The organism is Streptomyces sp. NPDC037203, from assembly GCF_055605065.1.
Genome location: NZ_JBVJUC010000001.1, coordinates 876,526 through 895,579, shown reverse-complemented (window position 1 = coordinate 895,579; position 19,054 = coordinate 876,526). Strand labels below are relative to the sequence as shown.

The 19,054-nt window shown below is 73.9% G+C and carries 12 protein-coding genes and 1 pseudogene; 4 read left to right on the top strand and 9 right to left on the bottom strand.

All coding sequences use genetic code 11. From position 1 onward, the window contains the following. The first annotated feature begins 8 nt into the window (after nt 1–8). Both ACZ7EC_RS03745 and ACZ7EC_RS03740 read left to right on the top strand, forming a co-directional pair. Nucleotides 9–6,704: an amino acid adenylation domain-containing protein gene (locus ACZ7EC_RS03745; RefSeq protein ID WP_471057348.1), complete on the top strand. Its 6,696-nt coding sequence runs from the start codon at nt 9–11 to the stop codon at nt 6,702–6,704. 2 nt (nt 6,705–6,706) lie between these two features. After that, a pseudogene (locus ACZ7EC_RS03740) lies at nt 6,707–7,882 on the top strand (MFS transporter); the annotation flags it as partial. Between the two features lie 70 nt (nt 7,883–7,952). On the opposite strand, the gene ACZ7EC_RS03735 reads toward ACZ7EC_RS03740, so the two are convergent. The 8 genes from ACZ7EC_RS03735 to ACZ7EC_RS03700 all read right to left on the bottom strand — a co-directional run bounded on the left by ACZ7EC_RS03735 (nt 7,953) and on the right by ACZ7EC_RS03700 (nt 16,115). Further along, nucleotides 7,953–8,969 carry an SDR family oxidoreductase gene (locus tag ACZ7EC_RS03735; protein ID WP_471057345.1) on the bottom strand — a complete coding sequence of 339 codons (1,017 nt, stop codon included), beginning with the start codon at nt 8,967–8,969 and terminating at the stop codon, nt 7,953–7,955. A 27-nt stretch (nt 8,970–8,996) separates the two neighbouring features. Further along, nucleotides 8,997–10,244 (bottom strand): beta-ketoacyl-[acyl-carrier-protein] synthase family protein, encoded by a 1,248-nt coding sequence (locus tag ACZ7EC_RS03730; protein ID WP_471057342.1) that lies wholly within the window; start codon nt 10,242–10,244, stop codon nt 8,997–8,999. Then, entirely contained in the window at nt 10,241–10,501 is a 261-nt protein-coding gene (locus tag ACZ7EC_RS03725; protein WP_471057339.1) for an acyl carrier protein, read from the bottom strand. Before ACZ7EC_RS03725 ends, ACZ7EC_RS03730 begins: the two co-directional genes overlap by 4 nt. A gap of 50 nt (nt 10,502–10,551) precedes the next feature. Then, on the bottom strand, nt 10,552–11,802 hold the full coding sequence (locus ACZ7EC_RS03720; protein ID WP_471057336.1) for an aspartate aminotransferase family protein: 1,251 nt from the start codon (nt 11,800–11,802) through the stop codon (nt 10,552–10,554). Nucleotides 11,803–11,921: 119 nt separating this feature from the next. Further along, complete coding sequence (locus ACZ7EC_RS03715) at nt 11,922–12,425, bottom strand: type II toxin-antitoxin system RatA family toxin (protein WP_471057333.1); 504 nt, start codon at nt 12,423–12,425, stop codon at nt 11,922–11,924. Beyond that, on the bottom strand, nt 12,412–13,671 hold the full coding sequence (locus ACZ7EC_RS03710; protein WP_471057330.1) for a GNAT family N-acetyltransferase: 1,260 nt from the start codon (nt 13,669–13,671) through the stop codon (nt 12,412–12,414). Before ACZ7EC_RS03710 ends, ACZ7EC_RS03715 begins: the two co-directional genes overlap by 14 nt. Before the next feature lie 81 nt (nt 13,672–13,752). Further along, the gene (locus ACZ7EC_RS03705) at nt 13,753–14,883 is read right to left on the bottom strand and encodes an acyl-CoA dehydrogenase family protein (protein ID WP_471057327.1); all 1,131 of its coding nucleotides are present in this window, start codon (nt 14,881–14,883) and stop codon (nt 13,753–13,755) included. 38 nt (nt 14,884–14,921) lie between these two features. Further along, nucleotides 14,922–16,115: a cytochrome P450 gene (locus tag ACZ7EC_RS03700; protein ID WP_471057324.1), complete on the bottom strand. Its 1,194-nt coding sequence runs from the start codon at nt 16,113–16,115 to the stop codon at nt 14,922–14,924. A gap of 437 nt (nt 16,116–16,552) precedes the next feature. Here ACZ7EC_RS03700 and ACZ7EC_RS03695 point away from each other — a divergent pair, with 437 nt between their 5' ends. Both ACZ7EC_RS03695 and ACZ7EC_RS03690 read left to right on the top strand, forming a co-directional pair. After that, a complete protein-coding gene (locus tag ACZ7EC_RS03695) occupies nt 16,553–17,455 on the top strand; it encodes a sugar phosphate isomerase/epimerase family protein (protein WP_471057321.1) in 903 nt (300 codons plus the stop codon). 348 nt (nt 17,456–17,803) lie between these two features. Then, the gene (locus ACZ7EC_RS03690) at nt 17,804–17,998 is read left to right on the top strand and encodes a hypothetical protein (RefSeq protein ID WP_471057318.1); all 195 of its coding nucleotides are present in this window, start codon (nt 17,804–17,806) and stop codon (nt 17,996–17,998) included. 51 nt (nt 17,999–18,049) lie between these two features. Here the strand turns inward: ACZ7EC_RS03690 and ACZ7EC_RS03685 are convergent, their stop codons facing one another. After that, nucleotides 18,050–19,054, bottom strand: coding sequence for a Gfo/Idh/MocA family protein (locus ACZ7EC_RS03685; protein WP_471057315.1), 1,005 nt, complete (start codon nt 19,052–19,054; stop codon nt 18,050–18,052).

Sequence of the window (19,054 nt, the reverse complement as noted above, 5' to 3'; positions counted from 1 at the left end):
AGCACCCAGTGGAACACCCGGCCTCCAGCGCCCAGCGGCGGATGTACTTCCTGCACCAGTTGGCCGGACCGACCCCCGTCTACCACGTGCCGGTGTGCCACACGATCCGGGGCGGCCTCGACGTCGGGGCCCTGCGGGCGGGCGCGCGGCGCCTGGTCGCCGCGCACGAGGCACTGCGGACCCGGTTCGCGCTGCGCGACGGCCGGCTGACGCAGATCGTGGACGACGCGGGCCGGCTGGACTTCGGCTACGAGGAACCGGCCGGCGCCGCCCACGGCCGGCTGGCACCGGACGAGGTGCGGCGCTGGCTGGAGACCGAGCGGGACCGTCCCTTCGACCTGCACACCGGCCCGCTGATCCGGTTCCGGTTGCTGCGCCGGGGGCCGGCCGAGTGGGTCCTGCTGGTGTGCATGCACCACATCGTCACCGACGGCTGGTCCATCGAGGTGCTCCTGGACGAACTCTTCACCGACCGGGCGGAACCCGCCCTCCAGTACCCGGAGTTCACCGCCCGGCAGGAGGAATGGCTGGCCGGTCCCGAGGCGGATGAGCAACGGCGGTACTGGCAGGAGCGGTTGGGCGGAGAGCTGCCGGTGATGCGGTTCCCTCCGCCGTACGGCGCCCCCGGCCCCGACGGCAGCCACGGGTTCCGGCTGGGCGGCCGTGCCGTCGCGCGGCTGCGCGCGTTCGCCGCCGAGAACGGCGGCACGCTGTTCACCGTGCTGCTGACCGCCTACAGCGTCCTGCTCGGCCGGTACACGGGCCTCGACGACATCCTCGTCGGCACCCCCGTGGCGGGCCGCAACGACGCCCGGTTCGACCGCACGGTCGGGCTCCTGGCCAACACGGTCGCCGTCCGCACCGCCCTCGACGGGCGGGCCGGCTTCCGCGCGCTGTCCCGCAGCGTGCGGGACAGCGCGTTCGACGCCCTGGACCACCAGGAACTGCCCTTCGACAGCGTGGTCGGCGCCATCGGGGCCGAACGCGGTGCCGGCCACTCCCCGGTCTTCCAGGCGGCCTTCAGCCTGCACGGCACAAGCCCGGCGCGCACCCCGCTGCCCGGCGTCGTCCTGGAGCCCGTGGACCTGCCGTGCGAGTACGCCAAGTTCGCGCTCACCCTGGACGTCCGCGACGACGGCCAGGACCTGCACTGCGCGCTGGAGTACCGGGGCGACACCCTCGACCCCCGGCTGGTGGCACAGTTCGCCGAGCACTACGGCGAACTGCTCCGGACCGTGCTGGACGACCCCGACCGGCCCCTGGCCGACCTGCCGATCGCGCCGCCCCCGCCGAGCCTCGCACCCCTCGCCTTCGACACGCCATCCTGCTGCCACGAGACGTTCGCCGAGCGGGCGGCGCAGCGGCCGGACGCCGTAGCCGTCGTCTGCGGCGAGCAGAGCGTCACCTACCGCGAACTCGACCACCGCGCCAACCGGCTGGCCCACCGCCTGTGCGAACTGGGCGCCGGTCCGGGCGTGCTGGTCGGCCTGCGGGCGCCCAGGTCGATCGAACTGGTCGTCGGTCTGCTCGGCATCCTCAAGTCGGGTGGCGCCTACCTGCCGCTGGATCCGGCCGACCCGCCGGCCCGCACCCGCTCCCTGCTCGAGGACGCGCGGCCCCGCCTGGTGGTCTCCGCCGACACCCTGGACGGGTACCCCGGCCCGCTGGTGCATCCCGCGGACCCGGATCTGGCCCGCCACCCCGTCACCCCGCCCGACACCAAAGTGGGGCCGGACGACCCGGCCTACGTCATCTACACCTCCGGCTCCACCGGCCGTCCCAAGGGCACCGTGGTCCCGCACCGCAACATCGGCCGACTCTTCGCCGCCACCGACGCCTGGTTCGGTTTCGGCCGCGACGACGTGTGGACACTGTTCCACTCCTACGCGTTCGACTTCTCCGTGTGGGAGCTGTGGGGCGCCCTGCTGCACGGCGGCCGGCTGGTCGTCGTCCCCTTCGAGGTGAGCCGGAGCCCGCTGCACTTCCACGACCTGCTGTGCCGGGAGGGGGTCACCGTCCTGAACCAGACGCCGTCGGCGTTCATCCAGCTGATCCACGCCGACCGGGAGGCGACCGGACACCTGTCGCTGCGCCACGTCGTGCTGGGCGGGGAGGCGCTCAACCCCGCCGTCCTGCGCGACTGGTACGCCCGGCACGCCGAGGACACCCCGCGCCTGACGAACATGTACGGCATCACCGAGACCACCGTGCACGCCACCTGCCGCCCCCTGACGGCGGCGGACACCGGGCACGACGGCGCCGGCAGCCCCATCGGCGTGCCCCTCCCCGACCTGCGGATGCACGTCCTCGACCGGCACGGCCGGCCGGTGCCGTGCGGCGTTGTCGGCGAACTGTACGTCGAGGGCGCCGGACTGGCCGCCGGGTACCTCGACCGGCCGGAGCTGACGGCCGCCCGCTTCGTGGACGGACCGGACGGCCGCCGGTACCGCACCGGGGACCTCGTACGGACGCTGCCGGACGGCGGCCTGGAGTACCACGGCCGGTCCGACGACCAGGTGAAGATCCGCGGCTTCCGGGTCGAGCCGAGCGAGGTCACGGCCGCGCTCGCCGCCCTCGACGGCGTCTTCGACGCCATCGTGGTGCACCGGGACGGCCGGCTCGTCGGCTACGCCGTCACCGACCGCACCGCCGACGCGCTGCGCGAGCGGCTGGCCGCCCGGCTGCCCGGCCATCTGGTCCCGGCCCACCTGGTGGTGCTCGACCGGCTGCCGCTCACCGCCAACGGCAAGGTCGACCGGCAGGCCCTGCCCGACCCGCGGGAACAGTCCGTGGCACCCTTCACCGCCCCGGCGACCCCCGCCGAGACGGTGCTCGCGGAGATCTGGCAGGACGTCCTGGACCGGCCCCGGATCGGCGTCGACGACAACTACTTCGCGCTGGGCGGCGACTCGATCCGCAGCATCCAGGTCGTCGTCGGCGCCAAGAACAGGGGACTGCACCTGGAGGTGGCCGACCTGATGCGCCACCAGACCATCCGGGCCCTCGCCCGAGTCGTCACCCCCGCCACCGCCGACGTCACCGACCGGGAGCCGTTCGCCCTGCTGCCCGCGGCGGACCGCGCCCGGACCGGACCCGGCATCACCGACGCCTACCCGATGTCCCGCCTGCAGTGCGGCATGGTGTTCCACGGCGAGCAGTCGGGCCACTACCACAACGTCAGCAGCTACCTGCTGCGCGCGGCCTTCGACGCACAGGCGTGGTCCGACGCGGTGTCCGGGCTGATCGACTGCCACGAGCTGCTGCGCACCTCCTTCGCGCTCACCGGGTTCTCCCGCCCCGTCCAACTGGTGCACGCGAGTGTCCCCGTCCCGCTGTCCGTGGAGGACCTGCGCGGGCGCCCGGACCAGGAGGAGCTGGTCGCGGCCCGCTTCGCACACGAACGCGGCGCGCGGTTCGACGTGGCGAAGCCGCCCCTCGTCCGCTTCCACGTCCAGCGCCTGTCCGAGGACACCATGCGGCTGTTCGTCACCGAGCACCACGCGATCGTGGACGGCTGGAGCGAGCGCTCCCTGCTGACGGAACTGCTCCACCGCTACGCCCGCACCGGACCGGTCCACGCCCCCGCCGCGCGCTTCCGCGACTACATCGCACTGGAGGAGGCCGCCGTCGCGGACCGCGGGCACCAGGACTTCTGGAGCGGGCAGCTGGACGGCATGACCCTCGCCCGGCTGCCCCGCTGGCGCCCGCCGGCCGGCCCCGCCGCGATGAGCCACCTCGAGCGTCCGTTGGCCGGGGAACTCTCCACCGCCGTACCGGCCCTGGCCCGCAGGCTCGGCGTACCGGTGCGCACGGTGCTGCTCGCCGCCCACCTGCGCGTGCTGAGCCTGCTGACGGCCACCGACGACGTGGTCAGCGGCGTGGTCTGCAACGGCCGCGTCGAGGAGCAGGACGGCGACCGGGTCGTGGGCCTGTTCCTCAACACCCTGCCGCTGCGCGTCCGGCTGACCGGCGGCACCTGGACCGAGCTGATCCGCGCGGTCCACGCCGCCGACCAGGAGATCCAGCCCCACCGCCGCTTTCCGCTGGCGGAGATCCTGCGGATCACCGGCCGCCCGGCCCTGTTCGAGACCTTCTTCAACTTCACCCACTTCCACGTCGAACGCGACGCCCCCCATTCCCTGGTGGAGATCGTGTCCGAGGACAGGGCCGGGGAGGTGGAGTTCCCCTTCGGCGCCGAGTTCTCCGTGGACAGCGCCACCGGCCGGCTGCGCCTGGCCCTGCGCTACGACACGGCCCAGTTCACCGAGCGGCAGACGGCCCTGGCCCACGGCTACTACGTGGCCGCGCTGGACGCCATGACGCGCCGGCCCGACGCCGCCTACCCCAGCTGCGTCCTGCTCTCCCCGGCCGAACAGGAGCAGCAGCGCGCCTGGAACCGGACCGGGCGGCACTATCCGCAGCAGCACGTGCTCCACCAACTGGTCACCGAGCAGGCCCGCCGCACACCCGAGCTGGCCGCCGTACGCTTCGAGGACACCGAACTGACCTATCGTCGACTCGAAGAACGAGCCGACAGGTTGGCCGCGGCGCTCTGGCACCGCGGAGTACGGCCGGGGCAGTTCGTCGGGCTGCTGCTGCACCGGTCGCCGCGGCTGCCCGTCGCGCTGCTCGCCGTGCTCAAGTGCGGCGCCGCCTACGTCCCCTTCGACCCCGGACATCCGCGGCGCCGCCGGGAGGCCCTGGCCGAGCAGGCGGGCCTGAAGCTGACGCTGACCGAGGCGGACGTGGCGGACCTGGAGCGCGAGGCAGCCGGGCCGGCCCTGCCCGGCGTCCCGACCGGCGCCGCGGCCGTCGGCCCGGACGCCCCCGCCTACCTCATCCACACCTCCGGCTCGACCGGCACCCCCAAGGGCGTCGTGGTCCCGCACCGCGCGGTGTGCAACCGGCTGCTGTGGATGCAGCACGAAGAACCGCTGGCCGCGGGCGAGAAGGTGCTGCAGAAGACCCCGTACACGTTCGACATCTCGGTGTGGGAACTGTTCTGGCCGCTGATCGGCGGCGGCACCCTGGTGCTCGCCGCGCCGGACGGCCACCGCGATCCCCGCTACCTGGCCCGGCTGATCCAGGACGAGTCCATCACCACCGCGCACTTCGTCCCCTCCATGCTCCAGGCCTTCCTGGAGGAACCCGAGTCCCGGCTCTGCACCAGCCTCACCCGCGTGGTCAGCGGAGGCGAGGCGCTTCCCCGCGAACTCCAGGACCGGTTCATGGCGCTGCTGCCGGCCGTCGCGCTGCACAACCTCTACGGACCGACCGAGGCGACCATCGAGGTCACCGCCTGGCGCTGTGTCGAGGACGACCGCGGCACGGTCCCCATCGGCCGCCCCATCGCCAACGCCGAGACCTACATCCTGGACCGGTACGGCCACCCGGTGCCCCTGGGCGTCCAGGGCGAACTCCACGTGGCGGGGGTGCCGCTGGCGCTGGGCTACCACGGCCTGCCCGAGCTGACCGCGCAGCGCTTCCCGGTGCGGACCCTGCCGGACGGGACATCGCGGCGGATGTACCGCACCGGCGATCTGGCCCGGCAACTCCCGGACGGCGAGATCGAGTTCCTCGGCCGGGCGGACCACCAGGTGAAGCTCAGGGGCTTCCGCGTGGAACCCGGCGAGATCGAGGCCGTGCTCGTCCGCCACGAGGCGGTGCACGAGTGCGCGGTCGCCCTGCGTGGCGGCCGGCTGGTCGCATACGTCGTGGGCGAACCGATCGGACCGGCCGAACTGACCGGCTTCGCCAGGAACTGGCTGCCGGACTACATGCTGCCGTCCGCGGTGGTACGGCTGGACGCCATGCCGCTGACCCGCCACGGCAAGCTCGACCGCGCCGCACTGCCCGAACCCGGCCCCGTGCGGGGCGAGCCGGAGCGGCCCGCGACACGGACGCAGGCCCGCGTGGCGGCCGTCTGGGAACGGGCACTCGGCACCGGCCCGGTCGGCGTGCACGAGGACTTCTACCTGGCCGGCGGGGACTCCCTGACGGCCCTGCGCCTCATCGCGCTGCTGCACGAGGAGTTCGGCGAGCGGCTGCCGGTCGGCGAGGTGCTCGGCCACCCGACCGTCGCGAAGCAGGCGGCACTCCTGGACCGGGCCGGCCGCGGCGCGGACCGGACGCGGGCGCCCCTCTTCCTCGTGCACCCGGTGGGCGGCACGATCCTCTGCTACCGGGAACTGGCGGCCGCCCTCGGAGCGGTGTACGGACTGTCCGCCACCGGGCCGACGACCGGGATCGAGGCCATGGCCCGGGAGTACCTGGCGGAGATCCGCCGGGTCCAGCCCGAGGGCCCCTACCGGCTGGGCGGCTGGTCGTTCGGCGGTGTGGTCGCCTTCGACATCGCCTGCCGGCTGCGCGCCGAGGGCGAGACGGTGGAACTGCTCGCCATGCTGGACAGCGGCTTCACCGGTGCCGAGCCCCCGGACGAGGCCGGGCTGCGCGCCTGGCACCTCCGGGACGCGCCCGACGCGGACTACGACGTCTTCCGGGCCAACGTCCTCGCCCTGAGCCGCTACCGGCCGCCGACGTACGACGGCCGGGTCCTCTTCCACCGGGCCGCCGGCAACACCGACGCCGAGCGCTGGCGGGAACGGGTGACCGGCCCCTTCGAGCTGCGGCCGGTGGACGCCGACCACCAGCGGATCGTCCGCCATCCGCAGGTGATCGCCGACCTGCTGGCGGAGGTGGGCTGACCGTGGCGGCCCTGTGGCGCAACGCCGCCTTCCGCAACCTCTGGCTCGCGCAGACCGTCTCGCAGTTCGGCGCCAACGTCACCGTGGTCGCGCTGCCCCTCACGGCCCTGGCGCTGCACGGCAGCCCGCTGGAGATGGGCCTGCTCAGCGCGGCCGGCACGCTGCCCTACCTGCTGGTCAGCCCGTTCGCGGGAGTGTGGCTCGACCGCCACTCCAAACGCCGGCTGCTGATCCTGGCCGACCTCGCGCGCAGCGGGCTGCTGCTCGCGATCCCGCTCTGCGCCCTGACCGGCACGCTCTCCCTTCCCCTCCTGCTCGCCGTCGCCCTGCTGGTCGGAGCGGGCACGGTGGTGTCCGACATCGGCTACACGGCCTGCCTGCCGACCCTGGTGCGCACCGAGGACCTGGTGCGGAGCAACAGCAGGATCGAACTCAGCTCCTCGGGATCGCTGATCCTGGGGAACTCGATCGGCGGCATGGCCGTCCAGCTGCTCACCGCGCCCCTCGCACTCCTGGCCAATACGGCGGCATACCTGCTCTCGGCCGCCTTCACCTGGCGGATTCCGCCGGACCCGCCCGCCGTCCGGGCGCCGCGCGAGCGGGGCGAGGTATGGCGGGAGGTGCGCCTCGGTGCCGCCTTCGTCCTCGGCAGCAGGCCCCTGCGGGCGCTGACCGGCGCGTCGGGGACCTTCAACCTCTTCCTTTTCCTCAGCGAGCCCGCCTTCCTCGTCTTCGTCACCCGCACGGTGGGGCTGACGCCGTTCCAGGTCGGGCTGGTCTTCTCCGCCTCCGGTGCGGGGGCCTTCGCCGGGGCCCTGGCCGCCACCCGTGCCGCCGAGCGGCTCGGGGTCCCGCTGGCGCTGACCGGATCGCTCGCGGCCGCCGGGGCGGCGTCGGCGATCGTCCCGGCGGCGGCCATGGCACCGCACAGCGTGGCCCCCGCCCTCATCGCCGTCGCGCACTTCGTGATGAGCGCCACCGTCATCGTCTTCAACGTCACACAGCGCAGCCTGCGCACCTCGCTGACCCCGGCGGACCTGTACGGCCGGATGAACGCCTCGATCCGCATGATCGTCATGGGTGCGGCGCCCGTCGGCGGCCTGCTCGGCGGGTGGCTGAGCGCCACCGCCGGACCGCGGGCCGCACTCGTCGTCGGCGCCCTGGGCATGGCGACGGCCTGCGCCTGGCTGCGCCCCTTCCGGCGGGCCGCACGCGACGGGCACGGGGCCGTGCCCGCCCGACGCCCCGTCATCGGTGCATCGTCCACGGCCGCGGCTCCGCCAGGGCCAGCCGGGGCTTCCGGGCGGCCCAGTGGTGGACCGCCGTCGTCATCGCGGCGGCCGGGTCCCGGACGGGATGCGTCGGGGTGAAGGGGGCGGCCATGCTGGTGTAGCTCTGGAACATGGCCAGGAGCTTGACGGCCTCGCTCTGGAAGGGGGAGAGGTAGCGGTCGGCGAGGGGCAGGAAGAAGCGGGTCCAGGTGTCCGGGGAGACGATCGGGGGACGGGCGATCGGCGGGGCGCCGCGGGCGGCACGGAAGGCGTTGAGCGCCGTACAGGTCACGTCGATCAGGGTGGCGAGGCGCAGGCTCGCGGGTCCGGCCGCCACGGTCTCGATGCGGGAAGCGGGGGGCGGAGCACCGAGGGCCGCGCCCGCGATCGCCCGTGCCACCTCGTCCACCGGACTGATCTCCGCGAACCCCTCCGGGTCGCCGACGACGACCGCGGCGAGCCCGGACACCAGGGCGTGCAGCAGCGTGTACGGCCCGGAGAAGCGGGCGATCCCGCCGTCGCGCCGTCTGCCCACGACCAGCGGGGGGCGGACGATCGTCAGCGGTCCGGCGTGCTCGGTGCGCACCACCTTCTCGCCCACCGCCTTGGACCACTCGTAGCCGTTGCGGAAACCGTCGAACTCCGTTTCGGCCCCGGCCCGTTCACCGGCGACGTACGCCGTGGACACATGCACCAGATGCGTGTCCGGGCCGGCGAGCGCGAGGACCGCGCGCAGGGGGTCCACGTTGGCGGCGAGCGCCTCGGCGCGGGTCATCGTCCAGCGGGTGGAGGCCGCGGTGTGCACGATGACGTCCCAGGGGCCGGCGAGCCGTGCCGGTACCGGCCCCCGCCCGAGCGGCCAGGGCACGATGTCCGCGTCCGTCGCGCGCCGTGCCGTACGCACCAGCACATGCGGCGGCGCGTCGGACGCGCGCAGGGTGTCGACGGTCTCGGTGCCGATCACACCGGTGGCACCGGTGACGAGGATGCGCATGGTTCCGTCTCCGAGCGGGCGTCAGGGTCAGGGGGCGGGGGAGAGGACGAGGCAGGCGTTCTGGCCGCCGAAACCGAAGGAATTGGAGAGCACCGGCGCCGGACCCACCGTCCGGGGCGCGCCGGTGACCAGGTCCACGAGGTCCGCCTCCGGGCTGGTGCGGGTGTTGGCGATCGCCGGGACGAGGCCCGCCGACGCGCAGCGCAGCGCCAGCGCCGCCTCCAACGCCCCGGAACCGCCGATGAGATGACCGGTGACGCCCTTCAGCGCCGTGACCGGCGGGGACTGCCCGGCGAAGCAGCGGTCGATCGCGGCGGCCTCGGCCCGGTCGTTGAGCAGCGTGGAGGTGCCGTGCGCGTTGACATGGCCGATGTCCGCGGGCGACAGCCCCGCGTCGGCGAGCGCCGAGCGCATGCAGGCCGCGGCGACCGAGCCGTCCTGGTGCGGGGCCACGATGTGGAAGGCGTCGCAGTTGTCCGCGTAGCCCGTGATCTCCCCGTGGATGCGCGCCCCGCGCGCCACCGCGAGGTCCCACCGCTCCAGCACCAGCAGCGCCGCGCCCTCGCCGACCACGAACCCGTCCCGGTCGGCGGCGAAGGGCCGACTGGCCAGCCACGGCTCCTCGTTGCGCAGCGACACCGCCCGCATCCGGGCGAAGCCGCTCATGATGACGGTCGTGACCGGAGCGTCGGCGCCGCCCGCGAGCGCCACGTCCAGTTCGCCGTGCCGGATCTTGCGGGCCGCCTCGCCGAGCGCGGTGGTGCCGCTGGCGCACGCGGTGGCGTAGGTGGTGCACGAGCCGCGGAAACCGAACCGCATCGCGATCCGGCACGCCGGGGAGTTGGTCATGGTCCGCGGCACGGTGTGCACCGGCATGCCCATCGGGAAGCCGCCGTGGTCCAGCGCGGTCGCCTCCATGCTGGGCAGGCCGCCGATACCGGTGCCGAGCTGCACCCCCGTGCGCTCCGGAGCCAGATCGCCGGGCAGCGCGGCGTCGGTCACCGCGTCGGCCGCCGCGCACAGCGCCAGCATGGTGACCCGGTCGATCTGCCGGGCCTCGCGCCGGGTCAGGTACGCCTCGGGCTCGAACGGCGGTACCAGGCAGGCGAAGGCCACGGGCACGGCCTCGGCCACCAGCCGATCGACGGTCGCCGCCGTGGACTTGGCCGCGAGAAACGTCCGGAACGCCTCCTCGGGCGTGTTGCCCGCGGGCGACTTCACCCCGATGCCGGTGACGGCCACCCGGAACCGGCCGTGCGCGTCACGGCCGCTCACCGTGGCTCCGCGAGCCGGGCTTCCAGCAGGTCCACGGCCTGGCCCAGGGTCTCCGCGGCCGTCAAGTCGCCTACCGGGATGCGCAGTCCGAGAGCGGTCTCCAACCGCGAGCCGATCTCCATGAGTTCGAGACTGTCGGTCCCGAAGTCGTCCACCAGGCGGGTGGTGTCGTGGAGGTCCTCCGGTTCGGTACCGATCACGTCGCAGACGACGGTACGCAGCAGGAGGCCGAGTTGTGCACGGGTCCGGGCGGGCATGGGCGTTCCGTTCTCCTTCGGCGTCGGCACGGCGCGGACGGGCGGCGTGGTCATCTCTCGGTGCACCGGGCCGCGGCCGTGGCCGTGGCGTGCTCCAGGGCGGCCAGCGCCTCCGCCACCTCCGGCGGACCGCAGGCGAGCGAGGGCAGCAGCCGCACGGTGGTGGGGCGGCTCAGACAGGGGGAGACCAGCAGGCCGGCGTCGGCCAGACCGAGGACGACCTCGCCGGCCAGACGGGGGGTGGCGTAGTCGATGCCCCACAGCAGCCCGCGCCCGCGCACCTCGCGCACCGCGTCGGCGTGCCGCCCCCGCAGCCGGGCCAGTCCATCGGAGAGGGCGTCGCTCAACGCCGCACCGTGTGCCGCCAGTTGCTCGATCGCCGCCAATGCCGGGGGCAGCGCGGCGCACGCCAGCGGATGACCGCCGAACGTGGCCGAGTGCAGGAACGGGTCCGCCTCCAGCGGCGCGTACAGCTCCTCGGAGCACACCACCGCCGACAGCGGTACGACGCCGCCGCCCAGTGGCTTGCCCACCAGCACCGCGTCCACGGGCAGCCCCTCGGCGAGGGCGACCGACCGCTCGCCGCAACGCCGCAGTCCGCACTGGATCTCGTCGGCGATGACGAACGCGCCGTGCCGCCGGGCATCCGCGCACCAGCGCCGCAGCACGGCCACGGGCAGCGGTACGACGCCGTTCTCGCCCTGCACCGGTTCGAAGACGACGGCCGCCAACTGACCCGATTCGGCTGCTCGTTCGACGGCGTCGGGGTCCTCCGGGTCCGCGTGCGCCACGTCGATCACGCTGCCGCGCAGCCCGCTGCGGAACAGTGGGCTGTGGGTGAGCGCCAGCGCGCCGGTGGATTTGCCGTGGAACCCGCCGCGCACCGCGAGGACCCGGCTCCGCCCCGACGCCAGCCGGGCCAGCTTGACCGCCACCTCCACCGCGTCGGCGCCGTTCAGCCCGAAGTACACCTTGGGCAGGGCGCCTTCGAAGTACCGCACCAAAGTGGCGGCCGCCCGCGCCGTCACCGGGTTGGCGAGACTGCGGGTGGCGGTGGGCAGGGTGTCCAGCGCCCGGCGCACGCCCGCCACGACCGCCGGGTGCCGGTGGCCGAGCAGCGGTACGGCGTACGAGCCGAAGTCGAGCACGCTGCGACCGTCGGAGAGGGTCACCCGGCACCCCTCGGCCCCCACCTCCACGGCACCCCGCCCCGCGAAGCTCCCGGTCAGCGCGAGCCGGGGCGAGAAGTGCCGCCGCACGCGATCGAACGTCCGCTGCGCGTCTCGGAGTTCGTCGTCCACACCGGCCTCTCCCGTCCCCACACCCCCGTACCCACCCGTCACCGCGGCGCTTCCGCCGTCCCCGGTCATGGCCGTGCCGCCGCGTTCGCCTGCCGCCTCGGCCCGTCCGTCGGCTGTCGTCACCGCCCCGCCCCCGCGTCCACGTCCCCGTCCGCCTCCGCCCCGCCCCCAGGCTGCTCCGCGCGCCCCTCCAGCCGCCGCTCCAGCGCCCGCAGCATCTGTGCCGCGTTCTCCCGCAGTGCCTCCGAGGCGACCGGGTTGAGCATGTCGGACAGCAGCGGGATGCCGATGTCGAAGTCGACGTGCAGGGACACCGTGCTGTGGGCCGCCCCGGCCGGTGTCACGGCCCAGTAGCCGGAGAAGTCGCCCAGGTCACCGGCGACTTGGCGGAAGTCGAACCGCCGCGCCGCGTGATCGAGCACCTCGGCCTCGGTCCAGCGCAGGACCGAGCCCTTGAGATGGACGGACCACGCCGTCGTACGACGCCGGGCGTCGCCGCGCTCGACCACCGTCACCGACTCCACGTTGTCCATGCAGCCCGGATAGGACTCGACATCGGCCACGGCGGCCCATGCCGCGTCGGGCGGGGCGGCGATGCGCAGTTCCACGTCAACTCGGGGCATGCGGGGACCTCTTCTCGGGCGCGGACGGCGGAGCGGCGGCGACGGGCGCCGCAAGCAGCCCGGCGTGCGGGCCGAGAGCTTCCGCCAGGGCGGTGTCCAGGGCGCGCGGCAGCAGGGCGCGCAGCAGGGCGCGGGGCAGCGGGCGCCGGTGGGTGAGGGCGTAGGACTGGGCGACCAGGTGGCAGCCCAGCTCCACCTTCGGTGCGTACGCGGTCTGCGCGAAGCGGATATGCGTGCAGCCCGATTCGATGGCCAGCCGGATCGCCGCGTAGTGCACCGCGTGGTACAGCCGCGCCTCGTGGGCGATCCGGTAGTCGAGGCCGATCCGCGCCCCGGTCGCGCCGGTGCCCCGGAACAGGCACAGCAGGAACGCCACCAGTCGCTCGCCCTCGAACGCGGCGACCAGCGCCCGACGGGGCTCGGCGGCGCCCGCGAGGGCGGCGAGGAACGACGCGTCCAGGCGGTCCAGCGTCTGGTCCGCGCGCTCCATCACCTGCTCGTACAGGGCGAGCATCTCGGGCAGCAGGGGAGTGAAGTCCTCGACGATCTCGATGCGTGCGCCCGGCCAGGCCGCGAACTTGCGCAGCTTGCTGCGGGCGTTGCGCCGCGGCTTGGCCGGCAGCGCACGGACGTAGTCCTCGAACGAGTCGTATCCGAGCCGTAGTTCGGTGTCCGGCATGCTGCGCGTGAAGAAATATCCCGCGCGCGCCAACTCCGGCCGCAGCAGCGCCATTTCCGCGTCGGCGAAGTCCTTGAACACCACGGTCCCCAGTCCCGCCAGGGCGGCCGCGTCCCCGACCGCCGACACGAGCAGCCGTACGGCCTCCGGCGGCAGCGGACCGGCCGCCGGGATGTGCCCCTGGCCCAGCAGATGGCCGCAGAACAGCATGGGCACCCGCAGCAGGCCGGGGCACACGGCGCGCAGCGGGCGCAGCAACCGGCGTTCGCGCGGGCCCACCACGTCGTCCAGGCGCAGGGCGGGAAAGAGGCACAGCGGCAGTACGGCGGCCACCTCGCCGTCCCGGCGCAGCAGCAGGTAGCGGTAGCCCGCGGGGCCGAGGCGACCGCGCTCCATCGCCGCGAACACCCCCTGGGACCACAGCGGATCGTCGGCCGGGGCCAGCTTCCGCCAGACCTGTGGCGGCACGGCGCCGACCGTGCCCGCGACCTCGACCCGGTAGGGCGCCCGCGCCGCCGCGGGCGACGGTTCGCCCGGTCGCGGCGCCGCACCACGCTCTCGCCTCATGGATGCCTCCTCGGCGGCTGGGATCGGCGGCTGGTGTCGCCGGCTGGTCTTGGCGGCCGGAGCCCGTGCGCACGGCGCCGCTCAGCCGATGCGCAGCCGGGCGCCGTCGAGGTGCTCCCTGAGCGGCTCGGCCATGCGGGCGCGCGACGGCGGATGGAAGGCGAGCCCGGTCGCGGCCGAGGCGAGGTACGTGCCGTCGGGCGAGCCGATGAACGCCATCCCGCCGAGGGCGGACAGACACCGGGGCGCCGTGCGGGCGATGGCGTCCTGCGCCGCGTACCGGGCGTGCAGCGCCCGCACCAGGAGCGTGTCGTCCCACGCTTCGGTCTCCATGGCCGTCGCCACTGCCTCCACGGCGAGCATGGCGGCCTCGACATCGACCAGGAACGGCGTCGGATCGCCGCCGTAGCCGCCGGGTCTGGTCAGCACCCGCTCGACCAGGCCGCTGATCACCCCCAGATACCCGGCGGTCAGCAGGAGTTCGAACCAGAGGAAGCCCGCGACATTGAGCGCGTCGGGCACCGCGTCGGCCGTGACCTCGGTGGCGACGACCATCTGCGGATCGAGCTGCACCTCGGTGAGCACCACCTCGTCGCTCTCGGCCCCCGCCAGCACCGGGCTGCCCCAGAACGGCCGCACGCTCAGTCCGGGGGTCTTCGCCGGTACCAGCGCCACGGCGAGGCGCGCCACCCCGTCCTCGCCGGTGAGCGCCACGGAGGCGGTGAGCAGGTCCATCGAACGGGACAGGCTGCATGGCTTCTTGCTGCCGTTCAACACCACGCGCCCGCCGCGCAGTTCGGCCCGGATGTGCGGGCGCAGGATGTTCTGGCCGGTGTTGCCCTCCGCGAACCCGGAGGCCAGCAGCAGCCGTTCCCTGGCGACGGCGGTCAGCAGCAGGCCCTCCATCCCGGTGCCGTGTTTCGCGGTCTCCACCAGTCCGGCGACGGAGAAGTGATGCATGGTGGTGGCGACCGCGAGGGACGGGCAGCGGGCGCCGACGGCCCGCTGCGCCCGGACCGCCTGGAGCACCGTGGCTCCGGCGCCGGAGTGCTCGGCGGGCACCAGCAGTCCCGGCCCGCCCGCCGTGCGGAACGCCTCGATCGCGGGGCTCGGCGCGCGTTCCAGGTCGGTCAGCGGATGCGCGGCGAGCGCGGTGTCCAGGCCGGGGAGCAGCCGGTCGAGCACGGCGCGTTCGGTGTGCAGGAAGTTCACGGACGTCCCTTCTGTGGGCCGGGGCCCGACGGGGCCGCTCAGCCCGAGGTGACCAGGGGCAGCCGGGTGAAGGCCCGCATGCTGATGCTGTCCCGGCGCACCGGGCGCCGGGCGTGGTCCAGTCCGGGGAAGCGCGCCAGCACCTGCCGTACGACGGCGGCGCCTTCGAGGCGTGCGAGGGCCGCGCCCAGGCAGTAGTGGGCGCCCGCGCTGAAGCTGAGCACCCGGATGTCGGGCCGCAGCACGTCGAAGGTGTCGGGGTCCGGATGCCGGGCCGGGTCGCGGCCCGCGGCGGCGAGCACGGTGGTGATGTTGCCCCCCTGCGGGATCGCGACGCCGCCCACGGTCAGCGGCCGGGTGGCGATCCGCTCCGTCATCCGCACCGGGGTGTCCCAGCGCAGGGACTCCTCCACGGCGTTGGGCACCAGCGCGGGGTCCTCGCGCAGCAGGGCCAGCTGGTCGGGGTGGCTGAGCAGGGCGTGCACGGTCAGTCCGAGCAGGCTCGTGGTCGTCTCGAACCCGGCCACGAACACCAGCAGCAGCAGGTCGAGCAGTTCGCCCTCGCCGAGCCTGCCGTCGTCGGCCTCGCGCACCGCGAGCAGCGCGGAGACCAGATCGTCGGCGGGTTCGCGGCGGCGCAGCGCGACCAGCCGGGCGAAGTACCCGCGCAGGGCGGTCACCGCCTCGTCGGCGCGTTTCCAGTCCTCGTCGGTGCGCACCGGCTCCAGCAGTCGGCTGGCGTCCTGCCCGTAGTGGTGGAAGCGGTCCTGGTCGGCGTGCGGGACGCCGATCAGGTCGCCCACGACGGCCACCGGCAGCGGGTATCCCACCAGTTCCTGGAAATCGGCCGCGGCGCCGCCGCGGGTGGCGTCGGCGAACCGGTCGAGGAGGGCGGCGGTGGTGGTCTCGATGCGATCGGTGAGGGCGGCGACCCGGCGGGCGCTGAACCGGTCGGCCACCAGCCGCCGCAGCCGTACGTGATCGGTGCCGTTGGCGCGCAGCAGCGAGGAGTAGAAGAACACGGCGGCCGGATGCTCGCGCCAGTCGGGCAACTCCGTTTCGCACCAGGTGAGATCCGGCGTGAGACAGGAGGGATCGCTCAGCACCTGCTGGCAGTCGGCGAACCGGGTCAGGAAGTAGGTGTCGAGCGTCTCGTGGTAATAGACGGGAGCGATACGGCGCAGTTCGGCCAAAGCCGGATAGGGGTCTTCCTTCCCCTCGGCCGTGAACATCGACGAAAGCAGCGTTTCCGAATCCACCGTTGCGGCCTTTCCGGCCATCCGGTCCGGGAGCGGAGTGGCACGACGCCAGTATGTCCCTCGGCTGGTGCGGCTGCCATGCCGGTGAATTCTCCGGCCAATTATGACCCACCTCTGGCCGGATCCGATAAGGGGCGTGAAATACGCGCCCTCTTCACTACCCGAGGTGCGACGGGGTGGTGAAACAGGGTGAATTTATAAGTCATATAAGCGGGCTTTGCGTGCGGTTAAGGCGGCGGCCGGGACGGTAAATCATGGCTTTACCGCGATCCCGCGGCGAAACTCTGGAACACGGCCATGTCCGGACAAACACTTGACAGTGGCCCTGGCGGGCACTTGTATCGCGTACCCGACGCAGCAGCGCCCTTCACGTCCGCGCCGGCATCACCCCCCGAAGGGACCACGTGACCATGCCGCACGACCTCGACCGCATCCGGATCGGCTCCGCCCCCGACTCCTGGGGCGTCTGGTTTCCGGACGACCCCCGGCAGGTGCCCTGGGACCGCTTCCTGGACGAGGTCGCCGACGCCGGCTACGCCTGGATCGAACTGGGCCCCTACGGCTACCTCCCCACCGACCCCGCGCGGCTCGCCGAGGAGGTGGGCCGCCGCGGGCTCAAGGTCTCCGCGGGCACGGTCTTCACCGGGCTGCACCGCGGCCCCGCCGTCTGGGCGGACACCTGGGCCCACGTCTGCCGGGTCGCCGCGCTCACGCAGGCGATGGGCGCCCGGCACCTCGTGGTGATCCCGTCCTTCTGGCGCGACGACCGCACCGCCGAGATCCTGGAGCCGCCCGAGCTGACCGCCGAGCAGTGGGGCCACCTCGCCCGCGGCATGGAGCGGCTGGGCCGCCGGGTGAAGGAGACGTACGGCCTCGACATCGTCGTCCACCCGCACGCCGACACCCATATCGACACCGAGGCCCATGTCGCGCGCTTCCTCGACGCGACCGACCCCGGCGCCGTCGGCCTCTGCCTGGACACCGGCCACTACGCCTACTGCGGCGGCGACAGCGTCGAGTTGATCGAGACGTACGGCGAGCGCATCGGCTATCTCCATCTCAAGCAGGTCGACCCGGCCGTCCTCGCCGAGGCCGTCGCGCAGGGGCTGCCCTTCGGCCCCGCCGTGGCGCGCGGAGTCTTCCGCGAACCCCCGCACGGCGTACCGGAGCTGGGACCTGTGCTGGAGGCGGCGCAGAAGCTCGGAGTGGATCTCTTCGCCATCGTGGAACAGGACATGTATCCGTGCGAGCCGGACAAGCCGCTGCCGATCGCGGTGCGCACGCGGCGGTTCCTGCGGTCCTGCGGGGCGTGAGCAGCGAAGGGGCGAGGCGCACGGAAGGTGCTGCGCGTCCGCAGGACCGAACCGGCGTCCCGCCCGAACGCCGCGCTGCCGTATGGGAGTTCATCGCCCGTCTCGTCCGCTGGGCGCCGACCCGCGAGGACATCGCCGCCCTCCTCCTCGTCGGCTCCTGCACACGCGGGACCGCCCCGGCACTGCCGGCCATGACGCCGGGGCCGGGCGCCGTTCCCGCGCGACCCGCGCGGACGCCGTTCCTGCGCAACCCTGACGGATTCACGCCAGGCGCCGCCGGGAACCAACCGGAGGCACGCGGGCGTTGTTGAGGTGAACGGGGGCGCCCGCGCAGACGGGAGGACGAGGATGACACACCGTACGGAACCTCGTGAGACGGCTCCGGAACCCGCCGAGGCGGCGGCCCGGCGCCGGGAGCGCTTCGGGACCCTGCCCGAGCGGATACGTCCCGAGGACACGGTCGAGACCAGTCCGGCCACCCTGCCGGACCCGGCCCGCGACCGGTATCACGCGGACGAATGGCTGGTGCGGTACTGCGGCTGACGAAGCCCCCCGGTACCGCGGGGCTGACGAAGCCCCCCGGTACCGCGCGCGTCAGCCCCGCCGCACCTCCGCGACCGGCACCGGGCGGTGCTCGGCGCGGGAGAGCGTGCAGGCTTCCGCGATCCAGCCGGCCTCCAGGGCGTCCTCGACGGTGCACGGGGACGGCCTGGTGCCGGCCACCACCTCGGTGAAGGCGGCGAGTTCGGCGCGGTAGGCGTCTGCGAAGCGGTCCATGAAGAAGGCGTGCGGGGTACCGGACGGGAAGCTGCCCCCGGACCCGACCGGGCGCAGCGGCAGCCGGTCGTCCAGGCCCACCGCGACGGCGTCCGCGCTGCCGTGCAGCTCCATGCGGACGTCGTAACCCCGGCCGTTGTGGCGGGAGTTGGAGACCAGCGCGAGCGTGCCGTCGTCCAGGGTGAGGACCGCGCCCGCGGTGTCGGCGTCACCGGCCCGCGCGATGTGGTCGGCACCCCGGTTGCCGCCGACCGCGTAGACCTCGGCGACCTCGCGGCCCGTCACCCACCGGATGGCGTCGAAGTCGTGCACCGAGCAGTCCCGGAAGATGCCACCGGAGGCGGCGATGTACGCGGCCGGCGGCGGCGCCGGGTCCAGCGTCGTACAGCGCACGGTGTGCAGCGTCCCCAGCTCGCCCGCGCGTACGGCGGCGCGCGCGGCGGCGAAGCCCGCGTCGAAGCGGCGCTGGTAGCCGATCTGCACCGGCACCCCGCTGCCGCGCACACCGTCGCGCACCGCCACCCCCTCCGCCACGGTGCGGGCCACCGGTTTCTCGCAGAAGACCGGGACACCGGCCGCCACACCGGCCCGGATCAGCGCGGGATGGGCGTCCGTGGCCGCCGCCACCACCAGCGCGTCCACCCCGGCGGCCAGCAGCGCCCCCGGCGAATCCGCGACCTCGGCCCCGAACCGCTCGGCGGCGGCCGCCGCGGCCTGCGCGCACGGGTCGGCGAACACGAGCGATTCGACGGCGTCGAGCCCGGAGAGGGTCTCGGCGTGGAAGGCACCGATGCGGCCGAGGCCGAGGATTCCGATACGCAT

Excerpts from the sequence above, each read along its gene's own strand:
- ACZ7EC_RS03715 (WP_471057333.1), bottom strand. The coding sequence starts at position 12,425 with ATGCCCCGAGTTGACGTGGAACTGCGCATCGCCGCCCCGCCCGACGCG.
- ACZ7EC_RS03700 (WP_471057324.1), bottom strand. The coding sequence starts at position 16,115 with ATGTTCACGGCCGAGGGGAAGGAAGACCCCTATCCGGCTTTGGCCGAA.
- ACZ7EC_RS03725 (WP_471057339.1), bottom strand. The coding sequence starts at position 10,501 with ATGCCCGCCCGGACCCGTGCACAACTCGGCCTCCTGCTGCGTACCGTC.
- ACZ7EC_RS03685 (WP_471057315.1), bottom strand. The coding sequence starts at position 19,054 with ATGCGTATCGGAATCCTCGGCCTCGGCCGCATCGGTGCCTTCCACGCC.
- ACZ7EC_RS03695 (WP_471057321.1), top strand. The coding sequence starts at position 16,553 with ATGCCGCACGACCTCGACCGCATCCGGATCGGCTCCGCCCCCGACTCC.
- ACZ7EC_RS03690 (WP_471057318.1), top strand. The coding sequence starts at position 17,804 with ATGACACACCGTACGGAACCTCGTGAGACGGCTCCGGAACCCGCCGAG.
- ACZ7EC_RS03710 (WP_471057330.1), bottom strand. The coding sequence starts at position 13,671 with ATGAGGCGAGAGCGTGGTGCGGCGCCGCGACCGGGCGAACCGTCGCCC.
- ACZ7EC_RS03735 (WP_471057345.1), bottom strand. The coding sequence starts at position 8,969 with ATGCGCATCCTCGTCACCGGTGCCACCGGTGTGATCGGCACCGAGACC.